Genomic DNA, 24,224 nt, shown 5'->3' on the forward strand with positions numbered 1-24,224 from the left:
CGCGCAGGGTTCGGCGTCGGGCCCAAGCCTCAGCTTGCCTGGTAGTGCTCCGTCTATGGCGCAGATTCAGTCAGTCTCGCCTGCACTGGCGTCGTATACGGAAAACCTGGTCCTTGATGAGGTCTGGAACCGTCCCGGGCTGTCCGCCCGTGACCGGAGCGTTGTCACGCTGGCGGCCCTGATTTCCCGCAATCAGCAGGTTGAGCTGCCTTACCACGTCAACCTGGCGCTGGATAACGGTGTTAAACCGTCTGAAATTTCAGAGCTCATTACCCACCTGGCATTCTATTCAGGGTGGGCAAATGCGATGTCAGCGGTGGCTGTGACAGCGGAAGTTTTCGAAGCCCGTGGCGTAGAGGCCTCTGAGCTGCCCGCCGTTTCTCCGGAGCTCCTCCCGTTGGATAAAGAAGCCGAAGCGAAACGGCAAACGTTCGTGCAGGATACCTTTGGCGAGGTATCCCAGGGCGTGGTTGACTATACCGAAAGCGCACTCTTCCTCGATCTCTGGCTCAGACCGGGATTGCAGCCTCGGGATCGGAGCCTGGTGACGGTCAGCGCCCTTATTGCGGCAGGCAAGGTCGAACAGGTGCCTTTCCATCTGAACAAGGCCATGACCAACGGGCTGAGCAAAGAGCAGGCCTCGGAAGTTCTGACTCATCTTGCGTTCTACGCAGGCTGGCCAAACGTCTTCTCGGCCATGCCGGTGGTCAAAAAGGTATTTGCGGACAGGGAAGATTAAGCGGTAAGTCACCCGTGATCTGGCGCTGCGGAACGGCGGCGTCAGGGACGAGCCTGGAGCAATCCTCGGCTCGAACCGTTTAAGAAACAGGGCCGGGCACGCTGTGCCCGACCCCTAAAAACATCTGGAACCGTCAATTACTCTGACTTTTCCAGGGCGTTCTGATACGTCTCGTCGGTCACCTTTTCTTTCCAAACCACGTTCTCGTCACCTTTGAAGGCCGTAACAACAAAATGGGTCATCGGGGACTCGGGTGTCGCTGCATGCCAGTGATCCATATCGGGTGGGCACCAGACAGCCTCGCCCTCATGAAACGTTGTGACGGAGCCATCGCGAGTTCCCACCAGAGCGGTTCCTTCAGTCACCACGATATGTTGCCCCGCCGGATGCTCGTGCCAAATCGTCCGTGCACCTGCAGAAAACGTCACATACGCGCCGGAATACCGTGCAACGTCATTGCTTGGGAACACAGGATCGACGGTGACCTCTCCTGTAAACCACTGCGCTGGGCCATCAATCGGCGTTTTCCACTCTTTGTCGTAGAGCGAGTGCCCCTGGTTTTCCTCAGCAACAACAGCGGGTATGGCCGACAGCCCGAGCAAAGCGACGGCCACCGTTCGCATGATTGGGGTTCTGGATTTCATAACGATCTCCTTTGAGAACTGAAAAGTCAGTAGTGCACTCCTATTCAAACACTGGTGCGGGGAAGCTGTTATCGCAATCCTGTTCATTGATTGCCCAATTCTACGGGTTCGTGTACTTCACTTTTCTACTGGGGCCTGGCGATGATTCGCGTGCATGATATTGGGCAGGAAGAAGTGCTGACACCGAACAACATCCGGCATCACCGATTGCAGGCGAACGCTCGCCTGCACAAATGCCACTGATGAAATTCAGGTTAAGATGTGAATTAATAGTGTCATCTCGCCAACCCGAAGAAGCAGCGGCCGCTCACCATGAAACCGAACAGATTTTCGATCACTTCCCTTGGGTGCGGTTTGTTCAGTTACCTGATACTGGCCTCTTCGTTGAGCCTGGCATCGGAGGCGAATAAGACACCTGATGTTGAGCAATGGTCCGTTGCAACCTACGAGCCGGCGGTGAGTCAGTCAGAGAATACGAGCGCTTGATTGCCAGAGCCTACGAAAAACTGGGCATAACGCCAACATTCACCGAAAGACCGACGAAGCGTGCATCAGTTGCGCTTGATGCCACTCAGTTTGACGCCCTGTTGCTTGCATCAGGGGATGTGCAAGCGTCACTGGGCGGCTTCATTAGGATCGAAAATCCACTCCCGCCAATGATGCTTACCACTACGTGAGCGAGAAACACATTGCTCGTGTTGCGGAACTCAACAGTGTCCTTTCGCAGACGATTGCCCACTATTGTCAACGCGGTGAAGACGACTTCGAATTATCAGAGTCTTTGCCACCATGTCCCCGGGATTCGGATTATAGACATTGAACGAGACGGGTCGCTGACGGATTGATCTACTTGATCGCGACTTCCTCAAACGGTCCCCGCCACGGCCTCTTCCACTCGAACAGGCGTTTTTGACAGATACTGAAATGTCCGCTTTATCAGAATCCAGACACAGTATTTGATCTGCTACTAAACGAAAGCGAACATTCTTGAAGCATCTCAGTGCGGCGGTTCATCGAGAATCTGTGACTGAGGCTTCACCTCATGCCATTCCCGATGAATATGTCATTGCCACCCGCCCCCCAGAGCCCGAAAAAGGTCGGCCAGAGCCAGTTGCTGTTCTGTTTGTACCTGAACCAGGGCGCTTCGATTCCTGAAGCTCTGTCTCTGGGCGTCCAGGTAGCGAGAGTAATCATCTGCGCCATTCTCATAGCGAGCCCTGGACAACTGAAGCCGCATTTCGCTGGTCTTTACCAGTGATTGTCGGGCGGCCGTTTCTCGTTGCAGAGTTTCTTTCGCTGCGATGGCGTCTGAGACTTCCCGAAACGCCGACTGGATGACCTTTTCGTATTCAGCCACTGCAAGGTCTTTTCTGACGTGGGCCAGATCAAGATTGGCTTCATTGCGGCCACCATCAAAGATCGGCAGAGTGAGTCGTGGGGCGAACGACCAGCTTTCCTGACCCGATCCGAACAGGTCGGATAGCTCGGCGCTTGCCGAACCGAACGATCCCGTCAGAGAAAACCGTGGGAAAAAGGCGGCCCTGGCTGCACCAATGTTTGCGTTCCGGCTCCTCAGTCGATGCTCTGCGGCACGAATATCCGGACGATGTTCAAGCAGCTCTGAGGGCGCGCCGGGAGCCAGTCCCTGGACGATCCAGCGATCAGACGTCGGTTCCTCGGAAAGTTGTGGGCGCACGTCCGGAACACCGACGAGCAGGGTCAGGGCATTCGTCGTTTGCCGGATCTCACGTTCAACCCGTTCAAGATCAACGCGGGTCTGTTCAACCAGACCCAGGGCTTCCTGATAGTCCAGCGCGGTGGCGGCGCCCAGCTCTAAACGGTCGGCGATCAACTGCAATGACGCCTCGCGTGTGTTCAGCACCTGCTTTGCGAGGCGCTTTCGCTCGAGTGCCCCATCCCTGATCACATAGGTGCGGACAATGTTGGAAATCAGGCTGATCCTGGTGCTTCGAGCCCCTTCTTCCGTGGCGAGGAACTCCTGCAAGGCAGCTTCGGACAGATTCTCAACTCTGCCAAACAGGTCCAGTTCGTAGGTGGTCAATCCAACGCCGGCCTGATAAAGGCTTTGTGTTGTCGAACGGCCGGAGGCGGACAGGTCACCGGGGACCCGTTCCCGTTGCCCCGAACCTTCCACTTGAAGAGTCGGGAGCTGATCAGACCGTTGAATACCGTATTGCGCGCGCGCCGCCTCGACGCTCAGCAGGGCCTGCCGCAGATCGCGGTTGTTCGCCAGTGCCGTTTCAATCAGCCCTTGGAGTTGTTCATTAACCACAAAGGTGCGCCAATCGAGTGAAGCCGATGAAGACTCAACAGCGGTGCCGGGTTTAGCGGCGGAGCTTTCGCTGCCCCAGTCCGAGGCAATAGGTGCCTCGGGCGTTGAGAAGGAGGGGGCGAGCGAACACCCTGCCAGCCATGCGGCGCTCCAGAGTGCGATAAGGGAAGCGCGACTGAAAGCGATCAATGTGCGTTTGGACATGATTAAGAAACCTCCCTTGCCAATTCCAGTTCGCGGTCGGAAGCCGCCTCACTGCGGTGATCCCGCGCCAGCAAGGTGTAGATGGTGGGTAGCACGAACAGGGTGAACAGCGTGCCGATGAGCAAACCTGTGGTGACAACAACGCCGATGGCGTAGCGGCTTTCCGCCCCGGCACCCGACGCAAACATCAGTGGGATCAACCCGGAGACCATGGCCGCCGTGGTCATCAGGATCGGGCGCATACGGATGGTCGCCGCTTTCAACATCGCGTCAGTGGGCACCAGCCCATCCCGTTTCTGGATGTCATTGGCGAATGAAACCATCAGGATCCCGTGTTTGGAGACCAGTCCAATGAGCGTCACCAGACCGATCTGGGTGTAAATGTTCATGGTGGTGTACCCAAGCCACAGCGGCATAAGGGCGCCACATACGGCGAGCGGAACGGTCACCAGAATCACCAGCGGGTCCCTGAAGCTCTCGTATTGGGCGGCAAGCACGAGGAAGATGACGATCAGAGCGAATCCGAAGGACACGATCAATTGGCTGCCTTCCTGCACAAACTGGCGGCTGTCAGACATCCAATCAATTTGAGCGCCCGGCGGTAACGGCTGTGATTGCAGAAAATCGACGGCCTGCCCCATGGTCACGCCCGGCAGCAACACGGCGGACAGGGTCACCGCATTCATCTGGTTGAACTGCGGCAGGCTATTGGCCTGTGGCTGGACTTCGACGTCCACCACCGTAGCCAGTGGCACCATGTCACCGGATTGGGCGCGCACGTAGTAGCCCGTCAGATCGCCCGGGGCTGCACGCTTGTCCTGCGGCACTTGCGCAATGACGTCGTAGGACCGGTCGAACCAGTTGAATCGATTGATGTAGTTTTCGCCCACCAGAACCGCCAGCGTCTCTGCTATGGCGCTCATGGTGACGCCCATCTCACCGGCTTTGTCGGCGTCCACCGTTATCTGGGCCTGCGGGCTGTTAAACGCCAGGTCGCTGTCGACGAAGGCAAACAGTCCGCTGCCCCAGGCCGCACCTTTGATGGTTTCCATGGCTTTGTGCAGTTCGGAAAACTCCATCGGCGCGCGCAGAATCATCTGCACAGGCAACCCACCGCTGCCGGCGGGTAACGGTGCAGGTTGGAAGGCGGTCGCAAAGGCGTTGGTGATGCCGCCGGTTGCCGCATTGATCTGTGCCTCAACTTCGCTGGCGGTCATGTCACGCTCATCCCAGGGCGTCAGCACCACGCCACCGAACCCGTTGTTCTGGCCTCCGAAACCGTTCAGGAAGAAGCTGCTCTGATAGACCGGCAGTTCCTGAAAGACGTCTTCGATCATCAACGCCGCGCGCTCCGTGTGGTCTACATTGGCATACTGGGGCGCTTTGGTCTGAACGAACACGTAGCCCTGATCCTCGCCGGGGGCCAGTTCGTGATCCACGCCCATGAAGAGCACAACAATGCCGGCAAGCACTGCAACGCAGACCAGCAACACCGCCGTTCGTGCATGAAGTATGTGGCTCAGCAGCCGGCCATAGCGATTCGCCAACCCGCCCATGGTGCGTTCGATGGCCTGGGCCAGTCGGCCCTCTGACATCTTTGCGTCCAGCAGGTAGCTGCTCATCATGGGTGAGAGCGTAAGAGCCACCACACCCGAGACAATCACCGAGCAGGCGAGTGTGAAGGCGAATTCCTTGAACAGGGCGCCAGTGACGCCGCCCATCATGCCGATGGGGGCATAGACCGCTGCGAGGGTGATGGTCATACCAATCACGGGCCAGACTATTTCCCGGGCACCGATCATCGCCGCTTTCACGGGCGATTTGCCTTCCTCGATGTGTCGGTGAATGTTTTCCACCACCACGATGGCATCGTCGACCACCAGCCCAATGGCCAGAACCATGGCCAACAGCGTCAGCAGGTTGATGGAAAAACCGAACATGGCCATCAGCATGGTCGCGCCCACCAGGGACAGCGGAATCGTGACGATTGGAATGATCACCGCGCGGAAGGTTCCGAGGAACAGGAAAATCACCACGATCACGATGATCACCGCTTCCAGCAGGGTTTTCATGACTTCATCAATCGATGCGTTGACGAATCGGGCCGTGTCGAAAATGTTGGTGATGGTCATGCCCGGAGGCGCCGAGGCCTGGAGCTTGGGCAACAGCGCATTGACGCCTTCAACGATCTCCAGGGGATTACCGTCAGGTGTTGGGGTAATGGCCATGGAGACCACGCGTTTGCCGCTGCCAAAAAAGGAGGTGTCCGAGCTTTGCCCGCCCAGTTCAACCGTGGCGATGTCCTTGATTCTTACCACGCTGTTGTCGTCACGTTTGACGACCATATCCCGGAAATCCTGCTCATTCCGCAGGTCTGTCCGCGCGGTGATCGGCATCAGTGTGTCGCTGCCGCGAAGCGTGCCTGGGGCCGCCTGCACGTTGTTTGCGCGCAACGCGGCCGACAGGTCGCTGGCCGTGATGTTGCGAGCGGCCATTTTATCCGGGTCCACCCATAAGCGCATGGCGTAGGTTTGTCCGCCGTTGATGTCGGCGGTGGCTACGCCGGGCACGGAGGTGATCAGCGGCTGGGCCACACGCGCGACGTAGTCGGTTACTTCCGGAATGGTCTGCTGGTCGCTGGCAAACTCCACATACTGAACGGCAGAGACGCCATCGGTGATCTTGTTGATTACCGGGTCGGAGGCGCCTTCTGGCATCCGGTACTTCACCTGCTGAACCCGGGCCATGATCTCGGTAAGCGCGCGGTCGGAATCGGCATTGAGCTTCAGTTTCGCCCGGATCTCGCTCTGACCCAGCGTCGAGTTGGACGTCAGATACTCGATGCCGCTGGCCGTCGCGACGGCCTGGGCAATGGGTGAGGTAACAAACCCCTGCATGACTTGCTGTGACGCACCCGGAAAGCTGGTGTTCACAACGATGGTCGCGCTCTCCATCGCCGGGTATTGGCGCATCGGAAGTGAGAAGAGCGCTGCCAGTCCGGTCAACAGGATGAGCATGCTCAGCGTAACCGACAGGATCGGGCGCCTGATGAAAATATCCGTGAAGCTCATGAGGCACCTCCGCGTTCAGCGAGGTTGGTCTGAGACAGCGTCTGTACTTTCAGATCGGCGCCCGGGCGAACCCGGAGTTGGCCTTCCGTCAGAACCACATCGCCGGGTTTCAGGCCCTTCTCGATAACCACGTGATCGCCAAATCGGCGGCCGACGACCACCGGAACGGTTTCCCCTTGACCAATGTTGTCTTCGGACAGGTCCCTGACGACGACCGCGGTATCTCCGGATGACGAGGTCACCACGGCCGTTGCAGGCAAAACCAGCGCATCCGGTTCCTCTGGAAGCTGAACGCCCACTGAGACGTACATGCCCGGTTGCAACTTCCCATCCTGATTGTCGAGCGTCGCCTGCAAGGTCACGTTACGGGTGTTCTGGTTGACCTGAGGTTCAATGACTCCGATGGTTGCAACCAGTGTTTCCGGGCCGGACACATCACTCTGAAGGTGAATCTGCTGCCCGACCTTGACTCGCGCAAGCTCACGCTGCGGTACGTCAAAACGAATGTTGAGGGTTTTCAGATCGGTCAGGGAAACCACGTTATCGCCCGCGTTGATCTGCTCGCCAAGGTCGATGTGTCGAAGCCCGAGTTTGCCATCGAACGGTGCCCGGATCTGCTTCTGCCGGATGCGGGCCTCGATCTGTTTAACGTTGGCCACGGCCCGGTCGCGCTCAGCGTGGCGCTGCTGAAGCAGTTCCTTGGAGATGGCGTCTTTCGAGAAAAGACCTTCGGCCCTCTGTAACTGGTCACGAGCAAATCGGGCGTCTGCGGTCGCAGCGTCCAGGTCGGCCTGCTCCGTGGCATCGTCCAGCTGGACCAGAAGGGTCCCCGCCTTAACGTTTTCGCCAGGCTCGAACGCAATGTCCGAGACGCGTCCGGCCACTTCGGCTGACAGCCTCACCTGATTGACGGCGCGAACCTCACCCAGTGCTTCCAGCGTGACCGGTGCATCTTTGGCTTGCACGGTGGTAGCCACCACATCCATTGGACCGCCACCGGACCAGCCGCCCGCCCCGGCTTGCCGTTGTGTTTTCCAGTAATACAGGCCACCGCTCACAAGGGTGATGGCGATCAATACAAGTACAACGGTCTGTAAAGTTCTCAATTTGGGCGAATGAGATCGCCCCGACTGCGAGTGGCTCACGCTTGATCCTCCAACTGGAATTCATATTTCGGCTTGACGGCCTGTTGAGTTGGCAGGACTATGGGGCCTCAAGTTAACTTGAGGTCAAGCGTTTCTTTCGAAAAATTTATCATCGAACACAGAGCGCGTTTTCGGGACCGTTATGGATACCCGTGGTGTGTGCGGCTTTTGATGAGGTGGCTGTATGGCAAAAACACAGGCGATGGATGCCGGGCGGATTCTGAGCGTTGGCGAGGTGGCCAAGCGTAGCGGCGTGCCGGTGTCGACGATCCATTTTTACGAGTCAAAAGGGTTAATCAAGGCCACTCGTAACGCGGGAAATCACCGGCAGTACCAGGCCATAGTCCTGAGATACATCGCGATCATTCGAGTGGCCCAGCGCACGGGATTATCACTGGAGGAAATTGGTGAAACGCTGAGCTCCATACAGGCGGGCAGTAAACTTACAGCATCCGAATGGAAAGACATTTCAATAAAATGGAAAGAGAACCTGAATAACCGGATACGCTCTCTGGAACGCCTTAGAGATGAGCTGGACAGTTGCATCGGATGCGGATGCCTGTCGCTGAAGGACTGTCCCCTTCGAAACCCGGAGGACGAGCTTGCGAAAGAGGGGCCGGGGGCAAGAATTCTCGAGCGTCCATAGTCACAGGCCCGCAGAATGGTGATGCCATTCTCACGCCTGAATGTTCGCTTTGCGACCGCAGCTAACGTTCGCAAATCTCACGGGTATCTAGTTGTAAGTGGCAAGGAGGTCACGTTGGCGACGGCAGAATCGTCGAAAAGGTTTTCGAGAGGCGAGCAGGGGAGCTATGAGTTTGTTGCTACCAACAACACCGCGGACAGGAGAGCTGCCAACTTTTGATTGGTTAGGTTTCTCAAGAAGGTCAACCGGACGATGCTGATTCCTGAGCAGTTGACGATTCCACTCCGGATGAGCCATGCAAACAACTTGTTGCTAGAAACGTCCAATACTGTTTAGTACTGGACACAGGGTCGGGGACACCGATGATTCTGAGATAGCCAGAGCTATCCGCTTGCTGGGTTATCCAACATATTGGTACCCGGCATCCTGCAACGCTTCCTTCAGTGACTCCTCAGGAGGCTCTTCATAAATGAGTGTCGTTGAAGGTGAAACATGGCCAGCGATTTTTTGAGCAACTTTAACTGACTTCTTTTGGTCATGAATGATATTTGTCATTAACGTCCTCCGGCTACTGTGGGAGCTGGCTCGCTCAATACCTGCCCAATGCCTCTGCATCAGAGCTAAGTGTTCCTGGAGAGTGTTGGGAGAGTAGGGGCCTCCTTTTTGAGTCAGGAATAGATGATCAGTCTTTTTCACCGAAGGATCTGCTGCCAGACGGATCGCAAGGTAATTTTCGATAGCCGTTCTCAGTGCTGCGTCATTCATCGGAAGATCGCGCGATTTACCACGGTGCTTGTTCACCTCAGGATAAAAATCCTCCGGTTTGATCTCGGCGCCGGCCTTAGCCATGGTTTCAATTCGCTGAACAAGCTGGTGAAAATCGTGAACACTGAAACTGATCCGACGGCGTTGATAAGTTGATTTGGATCGCCTCAGCGCATCGGCACCTTTAGTGTAAGCCGCAGGCAACGCCAGGATTTCTTTGAGCTTGAACGAACGCTGGCCAGTAGTGTCAGGGCCGAGTTCGGCAACGTCTTTGATCTGTAAAAGCGCGATTTCCTGGACTCGCAGCCCGAGCTTGAAGCTGATCTGAACCAGGGCCGTATTCTTTTCAGGATAGCGATGTTCCCGGATCACGCTCAAGAGGTGGCCGAACTGTTCGGGCGTCAACACGCGTGCCTGGCCAGTTTTACTCATTTAGAGAGGCTCCTGGTAATGCGCTGGCATAGAAGGGGGAGCGGAAATAAAATCCGTAATAATGTTATTTTAACGGATTTATGATCAAACAACACCGGAAGATCAATACCAAGGATTGTCAGGACGCCCAAGCTCATTACCCACAGGGCCGCCAAGGGCATCTTGCAGTTTCCGCTTCTTTATCCAGGCGTTCGCAATGTGGTCCATGATTTCTGCTGGAATTCCCACACCCAAATTATTGATGATTCGTCCCGCGTTGGTTCTTTCGCAAAGGAGAATTCGCAGAGCCGGATGGGTTCAAAGAGAACGTTCTATGGTTCGTTATCCAAATACTCCTGGAAATAGAGATGGTGTAGTTCGCCACCGGTAATGGATGCTCTGCATTCACTCCGAATAATCCATAGAGCCGAATAGCGATAGTGCTATTGAAGCGAACTAGCTGGCCAGTATCGAAGTTCTTGCACACCCGCAAAATGACCTGAGAGACAGATACATCAAAATCTGCAAGAATCATATAGATAGACAGGTGGGCGACCGTTTTAGCGGTTCTTGTGAAATTTTAGTACTTTCTGTGGCTATTCTTTAGCACTTTCTGTGGTCGCCCAAAAAATTGCTATGGTGTTATTCGAGCCCATATCAAACTGCGCATAATGTATATTATGTTAAATAAGATAATTAATCTCCTCAAGCTACTGCCCGATTCCGGCATCATATAAGACTCCAACGGTTTGGAACCTAGCCTCTCCAGAACTGCGGAGAGAACATCACAAAGACGCTGAGTAACTCCAATCGCCCGAGTAACATCGCCAGCATTAATACCCATTTCGCTGCATCCGGTAAGGTTTGGAAGTTTCCAGCGGGGCCTATAATGTCACCAAGGCCCGGCCCTACGTTCGCCAACGCGGTCGCGGCACCGGTTAAGCTCGTGACAAGATCCAGCCCCAAGGCAGCAAGAATCGCAGCGACCACCGCCAGTGTTGACAGAAAAATGAATGAAAACGCTACACTGGAGGCTACGATTTCGTCACTGATTATTCGCCCATTGTACCGCCTTCCAATGACTGCATTTGGATGAAGCAGCCTTATTACCTGCTCTCGCAATAAGAGCATGGACAACTGAAATCGGAAAATTTTCATCCCTCCACTTGTAGACCCCGAACAGCCGCCAACAAATGTCAGAAAGAAAAACAGAACGACCACAAACGGGCCCCAGAGTGTGTAATCCTGTGAAGCGTAGCCAGTGGTTGTTACTACGGACGTCACGTTAAATAAAGCATGAACGAAAGCATCCAGAGGAAACGTGCCGTCGTTTAAAACTTGATAAAAAGCAATGAGAACAGCGATCACAAGGAGAAATTTCAGAAAGAAATGAATTTGTTGGTCGCGAAGAAGAGGCTGCGCCTGGCCATTCAAAAGCCTTACAAACAGAAAAAACGGGATTCCGCCCAACATCATGAAAATGCTCGATGCAAACAGAATGGAAAGTTGATCAAACTGGCCCATTGAGCTGTCCGAAGTCGAATAACCTCCGGTCGATACAGTGGTCAGGGCATGATTTATGGCGTTGAACAAATCCATGCCCAGGAGCCAATACGTCAGAATGCAGCCGAAAGTTAGTGCGAGGTAACTGAAAACTAGCCCTCGGGCCAGCCGATTCGTTCGGGGCACTGCTTTTTCGGTCCATTCGGAGGATTCTGTCGCGAACAATCGCATGCCGCCGATTCTCAGGAATGGCAGGATGGCGACAGCCATACCGATAATCCCTATACCGCCCATCCACTGCATGATTGAGCGCCAAAGAAGAATATCGCCTGGCAGATGATCAATGCCGGTCAACACAGTGGAACCGGTGGTTGTGACACCGGAAATGCTCTCGAAAAAGGCGTCGGTAACACTTAGCCTTAAATCGCTGAGCAGCAGCGGGAGGCTTGAGAATAATGGAATGACAATCCAGGCCGAGACCGTGAGAATAAACATCTGCCGCTGTTTCAGAGCATGCCGGCGCTTCCCTCCGGCGCTGAAAAAACACACCACACCAACGCCAAAGCAGATACTTGCCGATTTCACGAAAGCCAGCCAATCCGGTGTGTCGCCAAACATCAACAGGTTCACCGGAAGTGTCATTAGAGAGCTGAGCAGGATGAGCAAGAACCCAAGTATCTGAATCACAGGTAAAATGTTAAACAATCCCATCATCGAAGATGCCTGGATCTTTTACGGATTAATTTGAAGGCAGAGTTGGACAAATGCCCTGCTTTCAACAATGGCCGGGGCGAAGGGCGTAAAGGACGAAAGTTTACTTTATTTTTTTCGATGACGTGAGAGAGTTGCGAGGTTTATGCAGACGTCACCACATTTGATTTGGCAAATTCCGAAAACCGGTCCCTGTTGATACCACGATCGCCGAGCAGCTTGGTTCTCGTGAAAGAGGATTACCACACCAGCATGTGCTTTTAAGTATCCGAGTCGGTTTCCTCTACGACTTTCTCGGCATGCCTCTTTGCCAGCTCTTCCAGAGTTATGTATTCACACTCTTTTTCGGCCATAAACGAGTCTGCGGAATCGATAAGAATATTGTCATCGCGCATGAATCGGCGACCCAGCAGCGCCGGATAGGAGAACTTGCCGCGGTCTGTCAGTGAAAACTGCGTGGTATGTGTGGTTCCGGCAATGCAGAAGTCCATCATGACAACATAGCGCTTCTGGGATGGCGCGCCTTTTCGTTTGATCAGGACAGTTCGCTCAACCGGCCGTTCGAACTCCAGAATGACGTCGTCATGGTCCAGTTCGCCCTCGGTCGGCTGGTCCTCGTGGTCACCCAGTGGAATCTGGAAACTGACCCACTCCTCGCCGTCGCGCTCAAAGCCCTCGATGTTTACCGCGTGGAGAGATGACGTTTTGGCGCCTGTATCGAGTCGCGCCTTCAGCCTCAGGTTGGTATCTTTCATGACTACCCATTCAACATAGCCAAGGGTTTCCGGCGGTCGCTGCTGGCTATTGTTGGCATCGGCCTCCGCAGAAACCGCCATCGCTGATGGAAAAACCAATACCACAGCCAAGAACGCCCTAATAACAAACCTCATTCAATACCTCCTGCAAATTCCTGTAAATCCGGGAAAAATGATAAAAAACTGTGCTCCAGTTCTTCCTGGTTTGCGCGGATTTCCGTGATTATGCCGGCGAAATCATTTCTGAACCGTATGCGCCCTGCAACGCGGTCCAGTGCCTTCCCGATGTTTTCAAGGTCCTGGTAGGCCCCGAACCAGTCGTTCCATACCATCATTCGGGTAACTCTGGCCATTTTGTCCGGCATGAGATGTTCTTTCTGCTGCAACTCGTTGTATATACCGCGAATGAACGCCTCTTGCTCAATTTCACTGAACCGGTCCCAGTGTTTGAGAAGAAAATGGTCATAGAGAATATCGAGCGCAACGCCGGCAAATCGACGACGTTGACGGGAGAAGACCTGTTTGCTGGCAAGTACGTCGGGGTGCTGGTCGGTGAAGCTGTCGACCGCCCGATGGTGGCGGACGCCCTGCTTCACCGGGTCCGGCAGCGTCGAGAGATCGACGCCCCGGGTAAAGTCACCGAGAATGCTCCCCACCCGAGCTTCAGGTGAGTCCGGCGCGAGAAATACATGAGCCAGATGGTTCAAACAGTCTCCCCGGTGGCCTGGTTTCAGAAGTTGAATTGAATACCGACGCCCAGACCATCAACTTCGGCATTACTGTCTTCATAATAACGCATGTATTCAAGGTTGCCGGACAGGTTCGGCGCAAATTCCATATTCATGCCGATGCCGTAGGACACGTCCGTTTCATCCTCGGTGGCTGTGCCCAGAAACGAAGAAGCTTCGATTTCAACCCGGGTGAAGCCGAGGATAGCGTATGGCGTAATGGGTGATTCGTTGGCCAGATTGAACGTGGCGTAGCCGCCGAAGAAGTTATCCAGTGAATAATCGACTCCGCCGATGCGGTCGTCATCCACGCCAAAACCGCCCCGCGCTTCGATGCCCAGATACGGCGTCGCCATCACGCCAACTTTGGCAGACAGCGTGCCTACGTCGGCATCCGCGTTACCGCTCTCAAGGTTCATGAAAGTGTAGTTCAGGCCTGTGTAGAGCCCGCCAACGCCAGACTTGTACATATCCTGGGCGGATGCGGTTCCTGCAGCAGCCATACCGGTGGCAAAGATAACGGCAATTGAACGTAGGTGTTTCATTTTTTATCTCCTTAACCGAATTGTTCGGTGTACATCGCTGAACTTGCACCAGACTGACGCGTTTTGCCATCAGAAAGATCCGCATTTACGCGTTATTTACACCGATTTAATTCACCGGTAATTTCAGCATCCGCGCGGTGTTACCTTGCGGAAGGCTGACCCCAAAGGTATTCTGACGCCGTCTCCCGGTATCAGCTGGCTCGAGCATCCATTGAGAAATCTCTACCCCGTCATTTTCATTGTCAGCGTCATGTTCGTGCTTTTAAGCATCTTCATGACATTGCCTGTTATCCTGCTTGCGGGCTCTGAAGCGCCGAACGCCATGGCGTTTGCAGAATCGGCCGCCATTGTCTGGGGCCTCGGTATACTGGGAATGGCCGCCACCTACCGCAAACCGCGGGATCTGAAGCCCCGGTACATGTTCGTACTCACAGTATCATCGTGGTTCATTATTGCACTGCTTTCATCCCTTCCTTTCTATCTGAGTGACATTGGCATTTCTGCCGCAGACGCCTTTTTCGAGGGTGCCTCGGGCATTACCACCACCGGGGCAACGGTGCTCAGTGGCCTCGATAACATGGACAGGGATGTATTGCTCTGGCGGTCCATTCTGCAATGGATTGGTGGTATCGGAATTATCGGTATGTTCGTTGCGGTACTTCCGTTTCTGCGAGTCGGCGGCATGCGGCTGTTCGCCACCGAATCTTCGGAATGGACCGACAAGGCTCTGCCAAGGATGAAAACACTCAGCCGTGGCTTGCTGGTGGTTTATCTGGCGTTTTCTATCATTGCGGTGGTTACCTACTGGTTTTCTGGCATGACGCTCTTCGATGCCTTCAACCATGGTCTTACCAGCATCGCCACCGGTGGCTTTTCTACCTCGGATCTGTCCATGGGCAAGTTCAATGATCTGATCCTCATGGAAGCCACATTTTTCATGATTATCGGCAGCTTGCCCTTCTTCCTTTTCGTGCGTGAAATGCATGGCCAACACGGCGTTCTTTTCCGGGATCAGCAGGTGCGATTGTTTCTCGCGATCCTGTTTTTTGTACCGCTGCTTCTGACACTCTACCGCTGGATGGTGTCACCGGTCCCCTTCGATCCTATCCATAACTACGCCTCTACCCTGTTTAACGTCACTTCTGTGGTAACCACCACTGGCTATGCTTCCGAAGATTATTCGGCTTGGGGCCCTCTGGCGTTCGTGCTGTTCTTTTTCCTGATGTTCGTGGGCGGCTGCTCTGGTTCCACGGCCGGCGGCATGAAAATCTTCCGGTTCCAGCTTTCCCTGATCATCCTGCGTGAGCAGTTGATGCGCCTGCTGCACCCTCGTGCGGTTCTTACCCGTAACTACAACGGCCGGGCCGTGAGCGATGAGATTATCTCGTCGATGATCGCCTACACGTTCATCTTCCTGCTCTGTCTTTTGCTGATCACGGTTGCCCTGGCCGCCATGCAGCTGGACTTTGTCACGGCACTGTCCGGCGCCCTCACCTCGCTGACCAATGTCGGCCCCGGCCTTGGGGACATAATCGGCCCTGCGGGTAATTTCGGGCCGCTTCCCGATGCGGCAAAATGGGTACTGTCTGTGGGTATGCTGATGGGGCGTCTGGAGATACTGAGCGTGGTGATCGTTCTATCGCCGGCGTTCTGGCGCAGCTGAGGCCTACCTGAGCCAGAGTATGGCGGGGTTTTCCAGGGGAATGTTCAGGCGTGCATCCCGCACTCGCAGGCGCGGCGTGTAGTGTCCTTCGGGGCGTGGAGGCACTGTGCATTCATAAAGATAGGTATGAGGGGAACCACCCAGCGGATGCTTCATCTGCATGGCCGTAATGGTTCTTGGGCCATGCTCGGAATCCTCTGCAACAAGCTCTACTGCAATCCGCTGCTCGTCAATTCCATCCAGATAGACTTCCACGGTGAAAGTCTGGCTACCCGAATCTTCGCTTGTATTGAAGCTGTTGAAACGCAACCGGGACCAGTGCCTGGAGATTTCTCCGTATTCACCAATTAGCTCCCGTGCAGTCTCGGAGCTGCGCCGGCTTCCCATTTCTGCCATGGGGAGATAGAACTGCTCGACGTATTCCCGCACCATCCGGTTGGCGGAATAGGCCGCCGTCAGTTGATCCATGCTCGCACGCATGCGCCCGACCCATTTCCGGGGAATACCTTCTCTGTCGACGTCATAGAACCCGGGAATTACCTCGTTCTCCAACAGATCAAACAGCTGTTCCATGTCCGAGAGATCGTGGTCGTGATTGTTTGACCCGCTTAGCTCGTCAAAGGTAGCGCCAGGTCGAATAGCCCAGCCCACATCCGGGTTCCAGGCCTCCGCCCACCAGCCATCGTACTGTGACAGGTTCAGTCCCCCGTTCACGAGTACCTTCATGCCACTGGTGCCGCAGGCTTCCCAAGGGTGTCTCGGACAATTGAGCCACACATCCACGCCCTGGATAAGCTGGTTGGCCACGCCCAGATCGTAGTCTTCAATAAACACCACCTTGCCCTCGACATCCGGTCGCCGGGAGAAGGCTTTCCATCGCCGGATGATGTCTTTCCCCGGGAGATCGTAGGGGTGGGCCTTGCCTGCAAGCACAATCTGAATCGGGCGATCGCGGCTGGCAAGCAGTTTGAGCAGGCGCTCCTCATCCTTGAGCAGGAGATCTGGTCGCTTGTATTCCGTAAACCGGCGGGCAAAGCCCAACGTGAGGGTTTCATGGTCCAGCAAAAGGCCACACGCGGCTTCATGGTTGTTTCCGGGATTCTGTTCGCAATGCTGGCTTGCAAGCCTTCGCCGGAGGTAGGTAATCAGCCTTGCGCGCTCCAGGCGCCTCATTTCCCATAATTCTTCGTCGGCGATGTCAGTCATCGGGCAGGTGCTCTGGAGAGGCCTGCGCCAGCGATCCTTGCCACAGGCCCGGGTCCAGATGGCGTCGGATTCCGGAGAATCCCAGCTCGGCGTGTGGATGCCATTGGTCACATAATCCGCCGGAATGTCTTCGGCCGGCCAGCGCGGGAAGAAAGGCTGGAAAATGGTCTGGGTGACCTTCTGGTGGATGCGGCTGACACCGTTGAACCGACCACTCATATTGAGGGCCAGCAAGGCCATATTGAGTTTAAGGTCAGTCGACTGATTGTCTGGGCTGCAGGGCTGGCTTCCCAATGCCAGCAATTGATCGACATTCAGGTCGCGGCCTTCGAGCCAGGGTGTCAGATACAGTCGCAATAGCGATCGGGAGAAATGATCAAAGCCCGACGCCACCGAGGTGTGCGTGGTAAACAGATTGGTCGCCCTGGTTGCGGTTCGAGCTGTCTGGAAATCACTTTCATGGTCGTCCTGCCAGCTGAAGGCCCTCTCTATGAGCGCCAGGGCACAGTGGCCCTCATTCAGATGGCAGAGTGACGGCGATCTCCCCAGTTGTTCCAGCAGACGCCAGCCACCGATGCCCAATACCATTTCCTGTTGCAGGCGCTTTTCCGGGTCACCGGTATAGAGTTCGCTGGTGATACCCCGGTCGCCCGGTTCGTTTCGGGGGTCGTTGCTATCGAGCAGCAACAGCTCGCAGCGGCCCACCTGGGCCTTCCAGGCCCGAAGGCGCACGTGTCTTCCCGGGAAAGGCACAATCACCCTCACCCACTGGTCGTCAGCGTCCCGCAGGGGCGAGACGGGCAGCATGGTGGGGTCGTTGTATGGATAGAACTCCAGCTGTTCGCCATCGGTGCTAATGGCCTGGCGAAAGTAGCCCTGTTGGTACAGCAGACCCACCGCCATGACTGGCGCACCCAGATCGCTGGACGCCTTCAGAAAATCGCCGGCCAATACGCCCAGACCACCGCTGTACAGCGGCAGCGATTCGCTCAGACCATATTCCATGCAGAAATAGGCAACGCCCTCGCCCAGATCGCCCGGACAATCGGTCGAATACCAGGTGTCAGCCTCTGTAAAAGCCTGGTGAGCATGAATCTGCTCACGGTAGCGCTGCTGAAAGTCGGGGTCTGCGGCCAGTTCTTCCAGCCGCTCCCCGGACACGCTGTTCAAAACAAGCCACGCGTTCCGGGTGGTGTCCCAGATGTCCGAATCAAGAGCGCGCCAGAGCTCATCGGTACCGTGATGCCAGGTCCACCGAAGGTCCAGCGCCAACTGGAACAATCCGCTCAGGGATTCAGGCAAGGACCGCGGGGTATAGGCTGCCAGGGTCAAATTTGAACTCCGCTCAGGTTGGTCGGGACATCATCGAGCGGTATAACCGCCATCAATCACCAGTTCACTCCCGGTCACAAACTTGGATTCGTCGGAGGCGAGATAGACAGCGCCCCAGGCAATATCATCCGGCTCGCCCATGTGACCGACAGGATGCATTGCCGCCGTGGCCTTTTTAGCTTCCTCCGGGTCCTGCCCGGTCGTTTTGAGGTGCGCCTCAACCAGCGGGGTCCAGATAAAACCGGGGTGAATGGAATTGCAGCGAATGTTTTCAGTGGCATACAACAGGGCGTCGGTTTTGGACATCAAACGCACGGCGCCCTTGGAGGCATGATAAGGCGGAATATCCGGCGCACTCACCAGCCCATAAATGGATGACAGGTTGATAATGCTGCCAACGCCCGCTTTTTTCATGTGGGGAATGGCTTGCTTGGTGCAGAAAAACACGCCCTTGACGTTCACATCCTGAACATGGTCCCACTCTTCTTCCGTGAGTTCATGGGTCGGCTTGTTCGCCCCGGCAATGCCGGCGTTGTTCACCAGTACAGTCGGGCTACCGAAGGTATTGGCAACGGCGTCCAGAACCTGTTTGACCTCTTGTTCCTTGCTTACGTCACAGTGCCAGTAACCCGCCTTCAGACCGCGGCCTTCAAGTTGTTTAGCCAGGGCCTCTCCCTCGGAATCCTGGCAGTCGAGAATGGCGACAGCAGCACCCTCTTCTGCCATTCGGAGCGCTGTTGCGGCTCCGATGCCAACGGAGCCACCGGTGATCACGGCCACTTTACCTTTGAGTCGTTCCATGCACAGATCCTCTCCCTTGGGTGTTCTTCAGGCTTGTTTCCTGCGGGCAGGAAAATAGTTGACTGGCATGTGGTGGTTTTTAAGCCAGTTAATCAGTGAAGAAATTGTGAAACTGTCGTTCTCGACGCCTTCAAAATCGACACCAAGGCCGCGGTCTGACTTCCGCACAACATGGGCCTTCAGCCGACGGAACCGCTTTTCCTGGGTATCCGGAAAACGGAACTCCAGTTCCACCGTCTGGTTTAACTGAACGTCAGTGTAGTCCGTGGCAATGAACAGACCACGTTTGGAGGCATCGCGAATCTGACCGGTCGCAACCGGCATCCCGCGCTTGTATACCAACAGCCCAAGCTTTCCCTGTACGCGTTTACTGAGTCTGTGTTCCATGTTCCCCCCTCGTGACTCATCTTGAACGCCAATTGTTGATACTGCTTGTGTGTTATATCGAAGGTTGGGGCCCGCCTCTTTGATGCTGATCAAAAAATGCTCAGACCGGAGGAAGGCGCCCATGTCGTTTTACCGATTCAGCGATTATTTTCGACAAGTCTTTCTCGGGAAAATTCCAGTCCAGTTGCCATGTCCAGTTATTTGTAATGGTGCCCGGCGTATTGAATCTTGCCTCGGTTCCAAGACCCAGGAAATCCTGCATAGGCACCACGGCCAATGAACAGACCGAACGGAACGCCGCTTCAATTACCGGCCATGGCATCCCATCACCACTGGTGGCCAGATAATCGTTCACATAGTGCCGGGTACGGTCATCCAGGCTGCGGTACCACCCCAGTGTTGTGTCGTTATCGTGGGTGCCGGTGTAGACAAGATCCCGGGGCTGGTGGTTGTGAAGTAGATGCGGATTGTTTGGGCTGCCGTCGAAGCCAAACTGCATCACCGTCATCCCTGGCAGTCGGAAGCGATGACGAAGTTCTTCCACATCGTCGCTGATGATGCCGAGATTTTCGGCCACCAGGGGTAAATCCGGGAAGCGGTCGAAGCAGGCCTGTAGAAAATGGTCAGAGGGGCCGGGAACCCAATAGCCGTTTCGTGGCTGAGGGGCCTCAGCCGGGATCTCCCAATAGGCCTGAAGCCCCCGAAAATGGTCTATCCGGATCAGATCGAACAGATGGCGCTGGCTTTCGAGCCGTTGAAGCCACCACTGGTAGCCATCTTCCGCCATGACCTGCCAGTTGTAGAGTGGATTACCCCAGTGCTGGCCCTCCTCGGAAAAATAGTCCGGCGGCACACCGGCAACCACAGTGGGTTCGCCCCGGGCGTCCAGCTTGAAGAACTGTCGGTTGGCCCAGACATCGGCGCTGTCTTGAGCGACAAATATGGGGATATCACCAAACAGCAAAACATTGCGGCTTCGTGCATAGTCCCGGAGTGCCTGCCACTGGTGGTTGAACAGGAATTGCTCAAACCTGATGCGAGCCAGTCTGGCCTGGTTCTGGTCGACAAAGGCCTGCAAGGCAGCCGGCTCCCGATCCCTCAAGTGCTCTGGCCACTGGAGCCAGCCTGGCGACTCCTGAACCTCCCGGATTGCGCAGAACAGACAGAAATCATCCAGCCAGTAATCATTTCTTGCCCGGAAAGCTTCAAATCCGGCCAGATCAAGGCCCTTCCGGCCTGTGGCATGGCCCTCGTAAAACCGTTGGGCGGCGATAGCCAGCAGCTGCTGGCGGGATTCGGCGATGGGCTGGGCCAGTTCAGCATCGGCCAGCAGTCCGGTCTGCAGCAGTTCAGCGAGGTCAATAAAATCCTGGTTGCCCGCGTGGGCACTCAGGGATTGGTACGGTGAAAGATCCTGGTGGGTTGGTCCAATAGGCAGTGTCTGCCAGATGGTGATGCCACTGTCGGCCAGAAAATCGACGAACCGGCGAGCGCCGGCGCCCAGAACACCCAGGCTTCCGGGCAGACAGGTCGGGTGAAGCAGTACACCGGCCCTTCGGGCACTGAACAGATCCTTGTCGTTCGCTGAAGTCATGCAGGATGATCCGCCTCATGACCCGGCCGCATGGTACCGCCGCGAGCCGGTTCTCCACTGCCCTGGCTGAGCTTCTGGAACACAGATGGCGGCGCCGGGTAGCCGATCATTTCATAGAGATTGACGAGGTGGCGGCGATACAGATGCTCAAAGTCGCTGACGATCTGGGCCGGGTTATAGTCACCAAACCACCAGAACCAGTCGGACCCTTCGCAGATAGCCAGTTGCTGCATGGCGGCTGCTTTCTGCTCCGAATTGAGACTGCCATTGTCCATCACCCGGTCGAAGTGGGTTTTGGCTTCACAGAGCAGATCCCAGGCCCGGTTTTTGTCCGGGTCACCGATCCAGGTGGAGAACGTACCGTAAATCCAGCTGCCGGCCACAAGATGCGGCAAATGAACCGGCGCGGCTACGGGGTTCGCCACCAGATCGGCATAAGTGGTCAATCTGAGCCGGGGGTGGTTTGCCAGTACCCGATAGAGCTCGTCGAGGAAGTGAAAACCGTTCTCGGGGTAATACTCCCAGGCATTTTCGCCATCCATGATCACGGAAATCACCGGCTTCGTCTTGCCCTTGGCCTGCCCCGCAATGTTTTCCATATGATGCACCAGGTCGCCAACGGCATCCCTGGCGTGCCAGTCTGCGTAAGTAAAACCGATCAGATCCGACAGACCGTCGTCACGGAAGAAGACGGCGGTATTCGATTCGCCGAACGTATAGGGCTGGTGAATCCCGGCATCGGGCAAATCCGGGTTGTCCTGCCGGGCCAGATTGAGGCTGTTGTGCACCACAGAATCTCCGCTGGCAGTCCATCGGAATTGATGTTGGTCCAGCAGGCCCAGTGTGGCCTGGCTGAGACCACCCTCGGAAGCCCAGCAGCCGGAGGGATCAACACCGAAGAAGCGCTGAAAAACGGCCCTCGCCTGTTGGAGCTGCCATGCGGCGCGCGCTTCACCCTCCGGATAATGGCTGTGTGCTGGCAAAGCGATATCCGGCATGGCCTCGCGGGCAGCACCCAGGTCGATCAACAGAGGGAGCATGGCATGGGTGTAGGGGCTGACAGACAGCTCCACCTGCCCTTTTTGCGCAAGATGCCGGTATCTTGGGCCGATGCCGGATAACACATCAAAAATCACGTCGAGAAGAGCTTTACGGTCATCCATCGAAAAGTTGTGGCCCTTCTCCTGAAGGCTCTGGATGCAATGGCTGCTTCTGCGGATGGTTTCTCCCATCCAGCCAAGGTGGTACCAAACCAGCAAGTCGGAAAGAAACCGGCTTGAAATGTATCTCTGCAGCTCGGGCTTTTTGCGGTATACCTCTGCAAGCTCCGCCAACTGCGCGTAGGCCGGATACCGATTGATGATCCGTTCCCGGTTGGCCCGCAGAGACTTTTCGATCAATCCCAGAAACGCAGGCGTGCCGGTTTCCGGCAACTGTTCTGCAACCAGAGCTGCGAGCAAAGGATCGCCGATCTCGCCGGCGCCATGGCGCCATTTTTCAATCTGGATAAGGTAGGTCTCGATCTGCTCTAGCAGAACCGGAGCAAAATTAACTACCGCCCTCGCGTCCGGATTCGCTTCCAGATGCGCCGCCATGTCGCTGTAATCCTTGATGGTATGAAGGTACACCCAGGGAAACAGGAACTGATCAGTGCGCATATCCTGATAAGACGGCTGGTGCATGTGCCAGCAGAGTACAACCGGTGTTTTGGTGTCAGAGGCCATGGGGATAATCCTGCCCGAGCATCTCGGGCGTGATCAGCACAATACCTTTGGGCGATACATGAAACCGCTTCCGGTCATCGGCCTCGTCGAAACCTATCCTCGTCCCTTCGGGGATGCGGCAGCCACGATCAATCAAGGCATTGCGGATGTGGCAGTGACGGCCAATCTCGACATCCGGGTAGATGACCGAATCCGAGATTTCACTATAAGAATGAATCTTAACTTGCGAAAACAACAAGGAATGCTTCACCAGAGCGCCGGAGACAATACAGCCGCCGGCCACCATGGAGTCCACAGCCATGCCTCGTCGATTGTCATCATCAAAAACAAACTTTGCCGGTGGCAGCTGTTCCTGATAGGTCCATATCGGCCAGTGGGAATCATAGAGATTGAGCTCCGGGCTGATTCCGATCAGCTCCAGGTTTGCCTGCCAGAGTGCGTCAACGGTGCCCACATCGCGCCAATAGGCCGGCTTGTTCTCAACCGGATTACGGAACGGGAAGGCGACCACCCGCAGACGCTTGATGACGGAGGGAATAATGTCCTTGCCGAAATCGTGGGACGATTCGCCATCCATCTGCTGGTCGCGCATGAGCTCGTCGAAAAGCACCTGGGTGCTGAACACATAGATGCCCATGGATGCCAGCGCCTTTCCGGGCTGGCCTGGCATTGGCTTTGGCTGTGCGGGCTTCTCGACGAACTCGGTGACCCTCAACTCGTCATCTACCGACATCACCCCGAATGCCGAGGCTTCATCGAGAGGTACTTCGATACAGCCGACAGTAATATCGGCATCATTCTCCACGTGATGGGCCAGCATGGTGCCGTAGTCCATCTTGTACACGTGATCACCCGCAAGAATCAGCACATACTCTGGCTGGTGGCTGCGAATGATGTCGAGGTTCTGAAGTACAGCGTCCGCCGTTCCTTCATACCAGGAAGTCTCGATCCGCTGTTGCGCAGGTAAGAGCTCTACGAACTCATCCAGTTCTCCCCGGAGAAACCCCCAACCCCGCTGGATATGGCGGATCAGGGAATGGGATTTGTACTGGGTGATTACACCAACCTGCCCGATGCCGGAGTTTATGCAGTTCGAGAGTGGAAAATCGATAATCCGGAACTTGCCTCCAAAGGGCACCGCCGGTTTGGCCCGCCATTTGGTGAGATCGTGGAGGCGGGATCCCCGCCCTCCGGCAAGAACCAGTGCAAGAGTCTGACGAGTGAGACGACTGACGAAACGCTTGGCCGTTTGCATAGCTGCTTCCCTGAAGAAAACCTTCCCTGTAACCGGTCGTTTAACCGCAAGGGTTTGCCACGTTTTTGACGCCTTAAACTATAGTAGAACACTAGCACGGAA

General features: G+C 55.6%; 18 protein-coding genes. 3 read left to right on the plus strand and 15 right to left on the minus strand.

Annotated elements, in window-relative coordinates:
• Window positions 1-55 precede the first annotated feature (55 nt).
• Entirely contained in the window at window positions 56-739 is a 684-nt protein-coding gene (locus EDB94_RS14335) for a carboxymuconolactone decarboxylase family protein (protein WP_199185540.1), read from the plus strand.
• Window positions 740-876: 137 nt separating this feature from the next.
• Here the strand turns inward: EDB94_RS14335 and EDB94_RS14340 are convergent, their stop codons facing one another.
• From EDB94_RS14340 to EDB94_RS14360, 4 genes are all read right to left on the minus strand, one after another.
• The gene (locus EDB94_RS14340; protein ID WP_167450414.1) at window positions 877-1,383 is read right to left on the minus strand and encodes a cupin domain-containing protein; all 507 of its coding nucleotides are present in this window, start codon (window positions 1,381-1,383) and stop codon (window positions 877-879) included.
• A gap of 1,063 nt (window positions 1,384-2,446) precedes the next feature.
• Window positions 2,447-3,880 carry an efflux transporter outer membrane subunit gene (locus EDB94_RS14350; protein ID WP_104272055.1) on the minus strand — a complete coding sequence of 478 codons (1,434 nt, stop codon included), beginning with the start codon at window positions 3,878-3,880 and terminating at the stop codon, window positions 2,447-2,449.
• Between the two features lie 2 nt (window positions 3,881-3,882).
• Window positions 3,883-6,951 (minus strand): efflux RND transporter permease subunit, encoded by a 3,069-nt coding sequence (locus tag EDB94_RS14355; protein WP_104272052.1) that lies wholly within the window; start codon window positions 6,949-6,951, stop codon window positions 3,883-3,885.
• Complete coding sequence (locus EDB94_RS14360) at window positions 6,948-8,096, minus strand: efflux RND transporter periplasmic adaptor subunit (RefSeq protein WP_199185539.1); 1,149 nt, start codon at window positions 8,094-8,096, stop codon at window positions 6,948-6,950. Before EDB94_RS14360 ends, EDB94_RS14355 begins: the two co-directional genes overlap by 4 nt.
• A 184-nt stretch (window positions 8,097-8,280) precedes the next feature.
• Here EDB94_RS14360 and soxR point away from each other — a divergent pair, with 184 nt between their 5' ends.
• Window positions 8,281-8,742, plus strand: a complete 462-nt coding sequence (gene soxR / locus EDB94_RS14365; RefSeq protein WP_104272046.1) for a redox-sensitive transcriptional activator SoxR — start codon at window positions 8,281-8,283, stop codon at window positions 8,740-8,742.
• Window positions 8,743-9,141: 399 nt separating this feature from the next.
• Here the strand turns inward: soxR and EDB94_RS14370 are convergent, their stop codons facing one another.
• The 5 genes from EDB94_RS14370 to EDB94_RS14390 form a co-directional block, all read right to left on the minus strand.
• Entirely contained in the window at window positions 9,142-9,939 is a 798-nt protein-coding gene (locus tag EDB94_RS14370) for a tyrosine-type recombinase/integrase (protein WP_104272038.1), read from the minus strand.
• A gap of 735 nt (window positions 9,940-10,674) precedes the next feature.
• Window positions 10,675-12,135: a TrkH family potassium uptake protein gene (locus EDB94_RS14375; protein WP_260312601.1), complete on the minus strand. Its 1,461-nt coding sequence runs from the start codon at window positions 12,133-12,135 to the stop codon at window positions 10,675-10,677.
• Between the two features lie 257 nt (window positions 12,136-12,392).
• On the minus strand, window positions 12,393-13,022 hold the full coding sequence (locus EDB94_RS14380) for an ATP-dependent zinc protease (protein ID WP_108018589.1): 630 nt from the start codon (window positions 13,020-13,022) through the stop codon (window positions 12,393-12,395).
• Window positions 13,019-13,594: an ACP phosphodiesterase gene (locus tag EDB94_RS14385; RefSeq protein ID WP_108018590.1), complete on the minus strand. Its 576-nt coding sequence runs from the start codon at window positions 13,592-13,594 to the stop codon at window positions 13,019-13,021. Before EDB94_RS14385 ends, EDB94_RS14380 begins: the two co-directional genes overlap by 4 nt.
• Before the next feature lie 23 nt (window positions 13,595-13,617).
• On the minus strand, window positions 13,618-14,160 hold the full coding sequence (locus tag EDB94_RS14390) for a porin family protein (protein WP_108018591.1): 543 nt from the start codon (window positions 14,158-14,160) through the stop codon (window positions 13,618-13,620).
• A gap of 250 nt (window positions 14,161-14,410) precedes the next feature.
• Here EDB94_RS14390 and EDB94_RS14395 point away from each other — a divergent pair, with 250 nt between their 5' ends.
• Complete coding sequence (locus EDB94_RS14395; protein WP_181259054.1) at window positions 14,411-15,823, plus strand: TrkH family potassium uptake protein; 1,413 nt, start codon at window positions 14,411-14,413, stop codon at window positions 15,821-15,823.
• Window positions 15,824-15,826: 3 nt separating this feature from the next.
• Here the strand turns inward: EDB94_RS14395 and glgP are convergent, their stop codons facing one another.
• From glgP to glgC, 6 genes are all read right to left on the minus strand, one after another.
• Window positions 15,827-18,361 carry an alpha-glucan family phosphorylase gene (gene glgP / locus EDB94_RS14400; RefSeq protein ID WP_108018593.1) on the minus strand — a complete coding sequence of 845 codons (2,535 nt, stop codon included), beginning with the start codon at window positions 18,359-18,361 and terminating at the stop codon, window positions 15,827-15,829.
• 30 nt (window positions 18,362-18,391) lie between these two features.
• Window positions 18,392-19,162, minus strand: a complete 771-nt coding sequence (locus tag EDB94_RS14405) for an SDR family NAD(P)-dependent oxidoreductase (RefSeq protein WP_108018594.1) — start codon at window positions 19,160-19,162, stop codon at window positions 18,392-18,394.
• Between the two features lie 27 nt (window positions 19,163-19,189).
• Window positions 19,190-19,549 (minus strand): PilZ domain-containing protein, encoded by a 360-nt coding sequence (locus EDB94_RS14410; RefSeq protein WP_049784470.1) that lies wholly within the window; start codon window positions 19,547-19,549, stop codon window positions 19,190-19,192.
• Between the two features lie 100 nt (window positions 19,550-19,649).
• Window positions 19,650-21,143, minus strand: a complete 1,494-nt coding sequence (gene malQ, locus EDB94_RS14415) for a 4-alpha-glucanotransferase (RefSeq protein WP_108018595.1) — start codon at window positions 21,141-21,143, stop codon at window positions 19,650-19,652.
• Window positions 21,140-22,867, minus strand: coding sequence for a glycoside hydrolase family 57 protein (locus EDB94_RS14420; protein ID WP_108018596.1), 1,728 nt, complete (start codon window positions 22,865-22,867; stop codon window positions 21,140-21,142). Before EDB94_RS14420 ends, malQ begins: the two co-directional genes overlap by 4 nt.
• Window positions 22,857-24,122, minus strand: a complete 1,266-nt coding sequence (gene glgC / locus EDB94_RS14425) for a glucose-1-phosphate adenylyltransferase (RefSeq protein WP_108018597.1) — start codon at window positions 24,120-24,122, stop codon at window positions 22,857-22,859. The genes EDB94_RS14420 and glgC overlap by 11 nt, the downstream gene beginning before the upstream one ends.
• Window positions 24,123-24,224: the final 102 nt, after the last annotated feature.

Source organism: Marinobacter sp. 3-2 (assembly GCF_003751355.1).
GTDB lineage: Bacteria > Pseudomonadota > Gammaproteobacteria > Pseudomonadales > Oleiphilaceae > Marinobacter > Marinobacter adhaerens.

Excerpts from the sequence above, each read along its gene's own strand:
- EDB94_RS14335 (WP_199185540.1), top strand. The coding sequence starts at position 56 with ATGGCGCAGATTCAGTCAGTCTCGCCTGCACTGGCGTCGTATACGGAA.
- EDB94_RS14340 (WP_167450414.1), bottom strand. The coding sequence starts at position 1,383 with ATGAAATCCAGAACCCCAATCATGCGAACGGTGGCCGTCGCTTTGCTC.
- EDB94_RS14350 (WP_104272055.1), bottom strand. The coding sequence starts at position 3,880 with ATGTCCAAACGCACATTGATCGCTTTCAGTCGCGCTTCCCTTATCGCA.
- EDB94_RS14355 (WP_104272052.1), bottom strand. The coding sequence starts at position 6,951 with ATGAGCTTCACGGATATTTTCATCAGGCGCCCGATCCTGTCGGTTACG.
- soxR (WP_104272046.1), top strand. The coding sequence starts at position 8,281 with ATGGCAAAAACACAGGCGATGGATGCCGGGCGGATTCTGAGCGTTGGC.
- EDB94_RS14370 (WP_104272038.1), bottom strand. The coding sequence starts at position 9,939 with ATGAGTAAAACTGGCCAGGCACGCGTGTTGACGCCCGAACAGTTCGGC.
- EDB94_RS14375 (WP_260312601.1), bottom strand. The coding sequence starts at position 12,135 with ATGATGGGATTGTTTAACATTTTACCTGTGATTCAGATACTTGGGTTC.
- EDB94_RS14380 (WP_108018589.1), bottom strand. The coding sequence starts at position 13,022 with ATGAGGTTTGTTATTAGGGCGTTCTTGGCTGTGGTATTGGTTTTTCCA.
- EDB94_RS14390 (WP_108018591.1), bottom strand. The coding sequence starts at position 14,160 with ATGAAACACCTACGTTCAATTGCCGTTATCTTTGCCACCGGTATGGCT.
- EDB94_RS14395 (WP_181259054.1), top strand. The coding sequence starts at position 14,411 with ATGTTCGTGCTTTTAAGCATCTTCATGACATTGCCTGTTATCCTGCTT.
- EDB94_RS14405 (WP_108018594.1), bottom strand. The coding sequence starts at position 19,162 with ATGGAACGACTCAAAGGTAAAGTGGCCGTGATCACCGGTGGCTCCGTT.
- EDB94_RS14410 (WP_049784470.1), bottom strand. The coding sequence starts at position 19,549 with ATGGAACACAGACTCAGTAAACGCGTACAGGGAAAGCTTGGGCTGTTG.
- malQ (WP_108018595.1), bottom strand. The coding sequence starts at position 21,143 with ATGACTTCAGCGAACGACAAGGATCTGTTCAGTGCCCGAAGGGCCGGT.
- EDB94_RS14420 (WP_108018596.1), bottom strand. The coding sequence starts at position 22,867 with ATGGCCTCTGACACCAAAACACCGGTTGTACTCTGCTGGCACATGCAC.
- glgC (WP_108018597.1), bottom strand. The coding sequence starts at position 24,122 with ATGCAAACGGCCAAGCGTTTCGTCAGTCGTCTCACTCGTCAGACTCTT.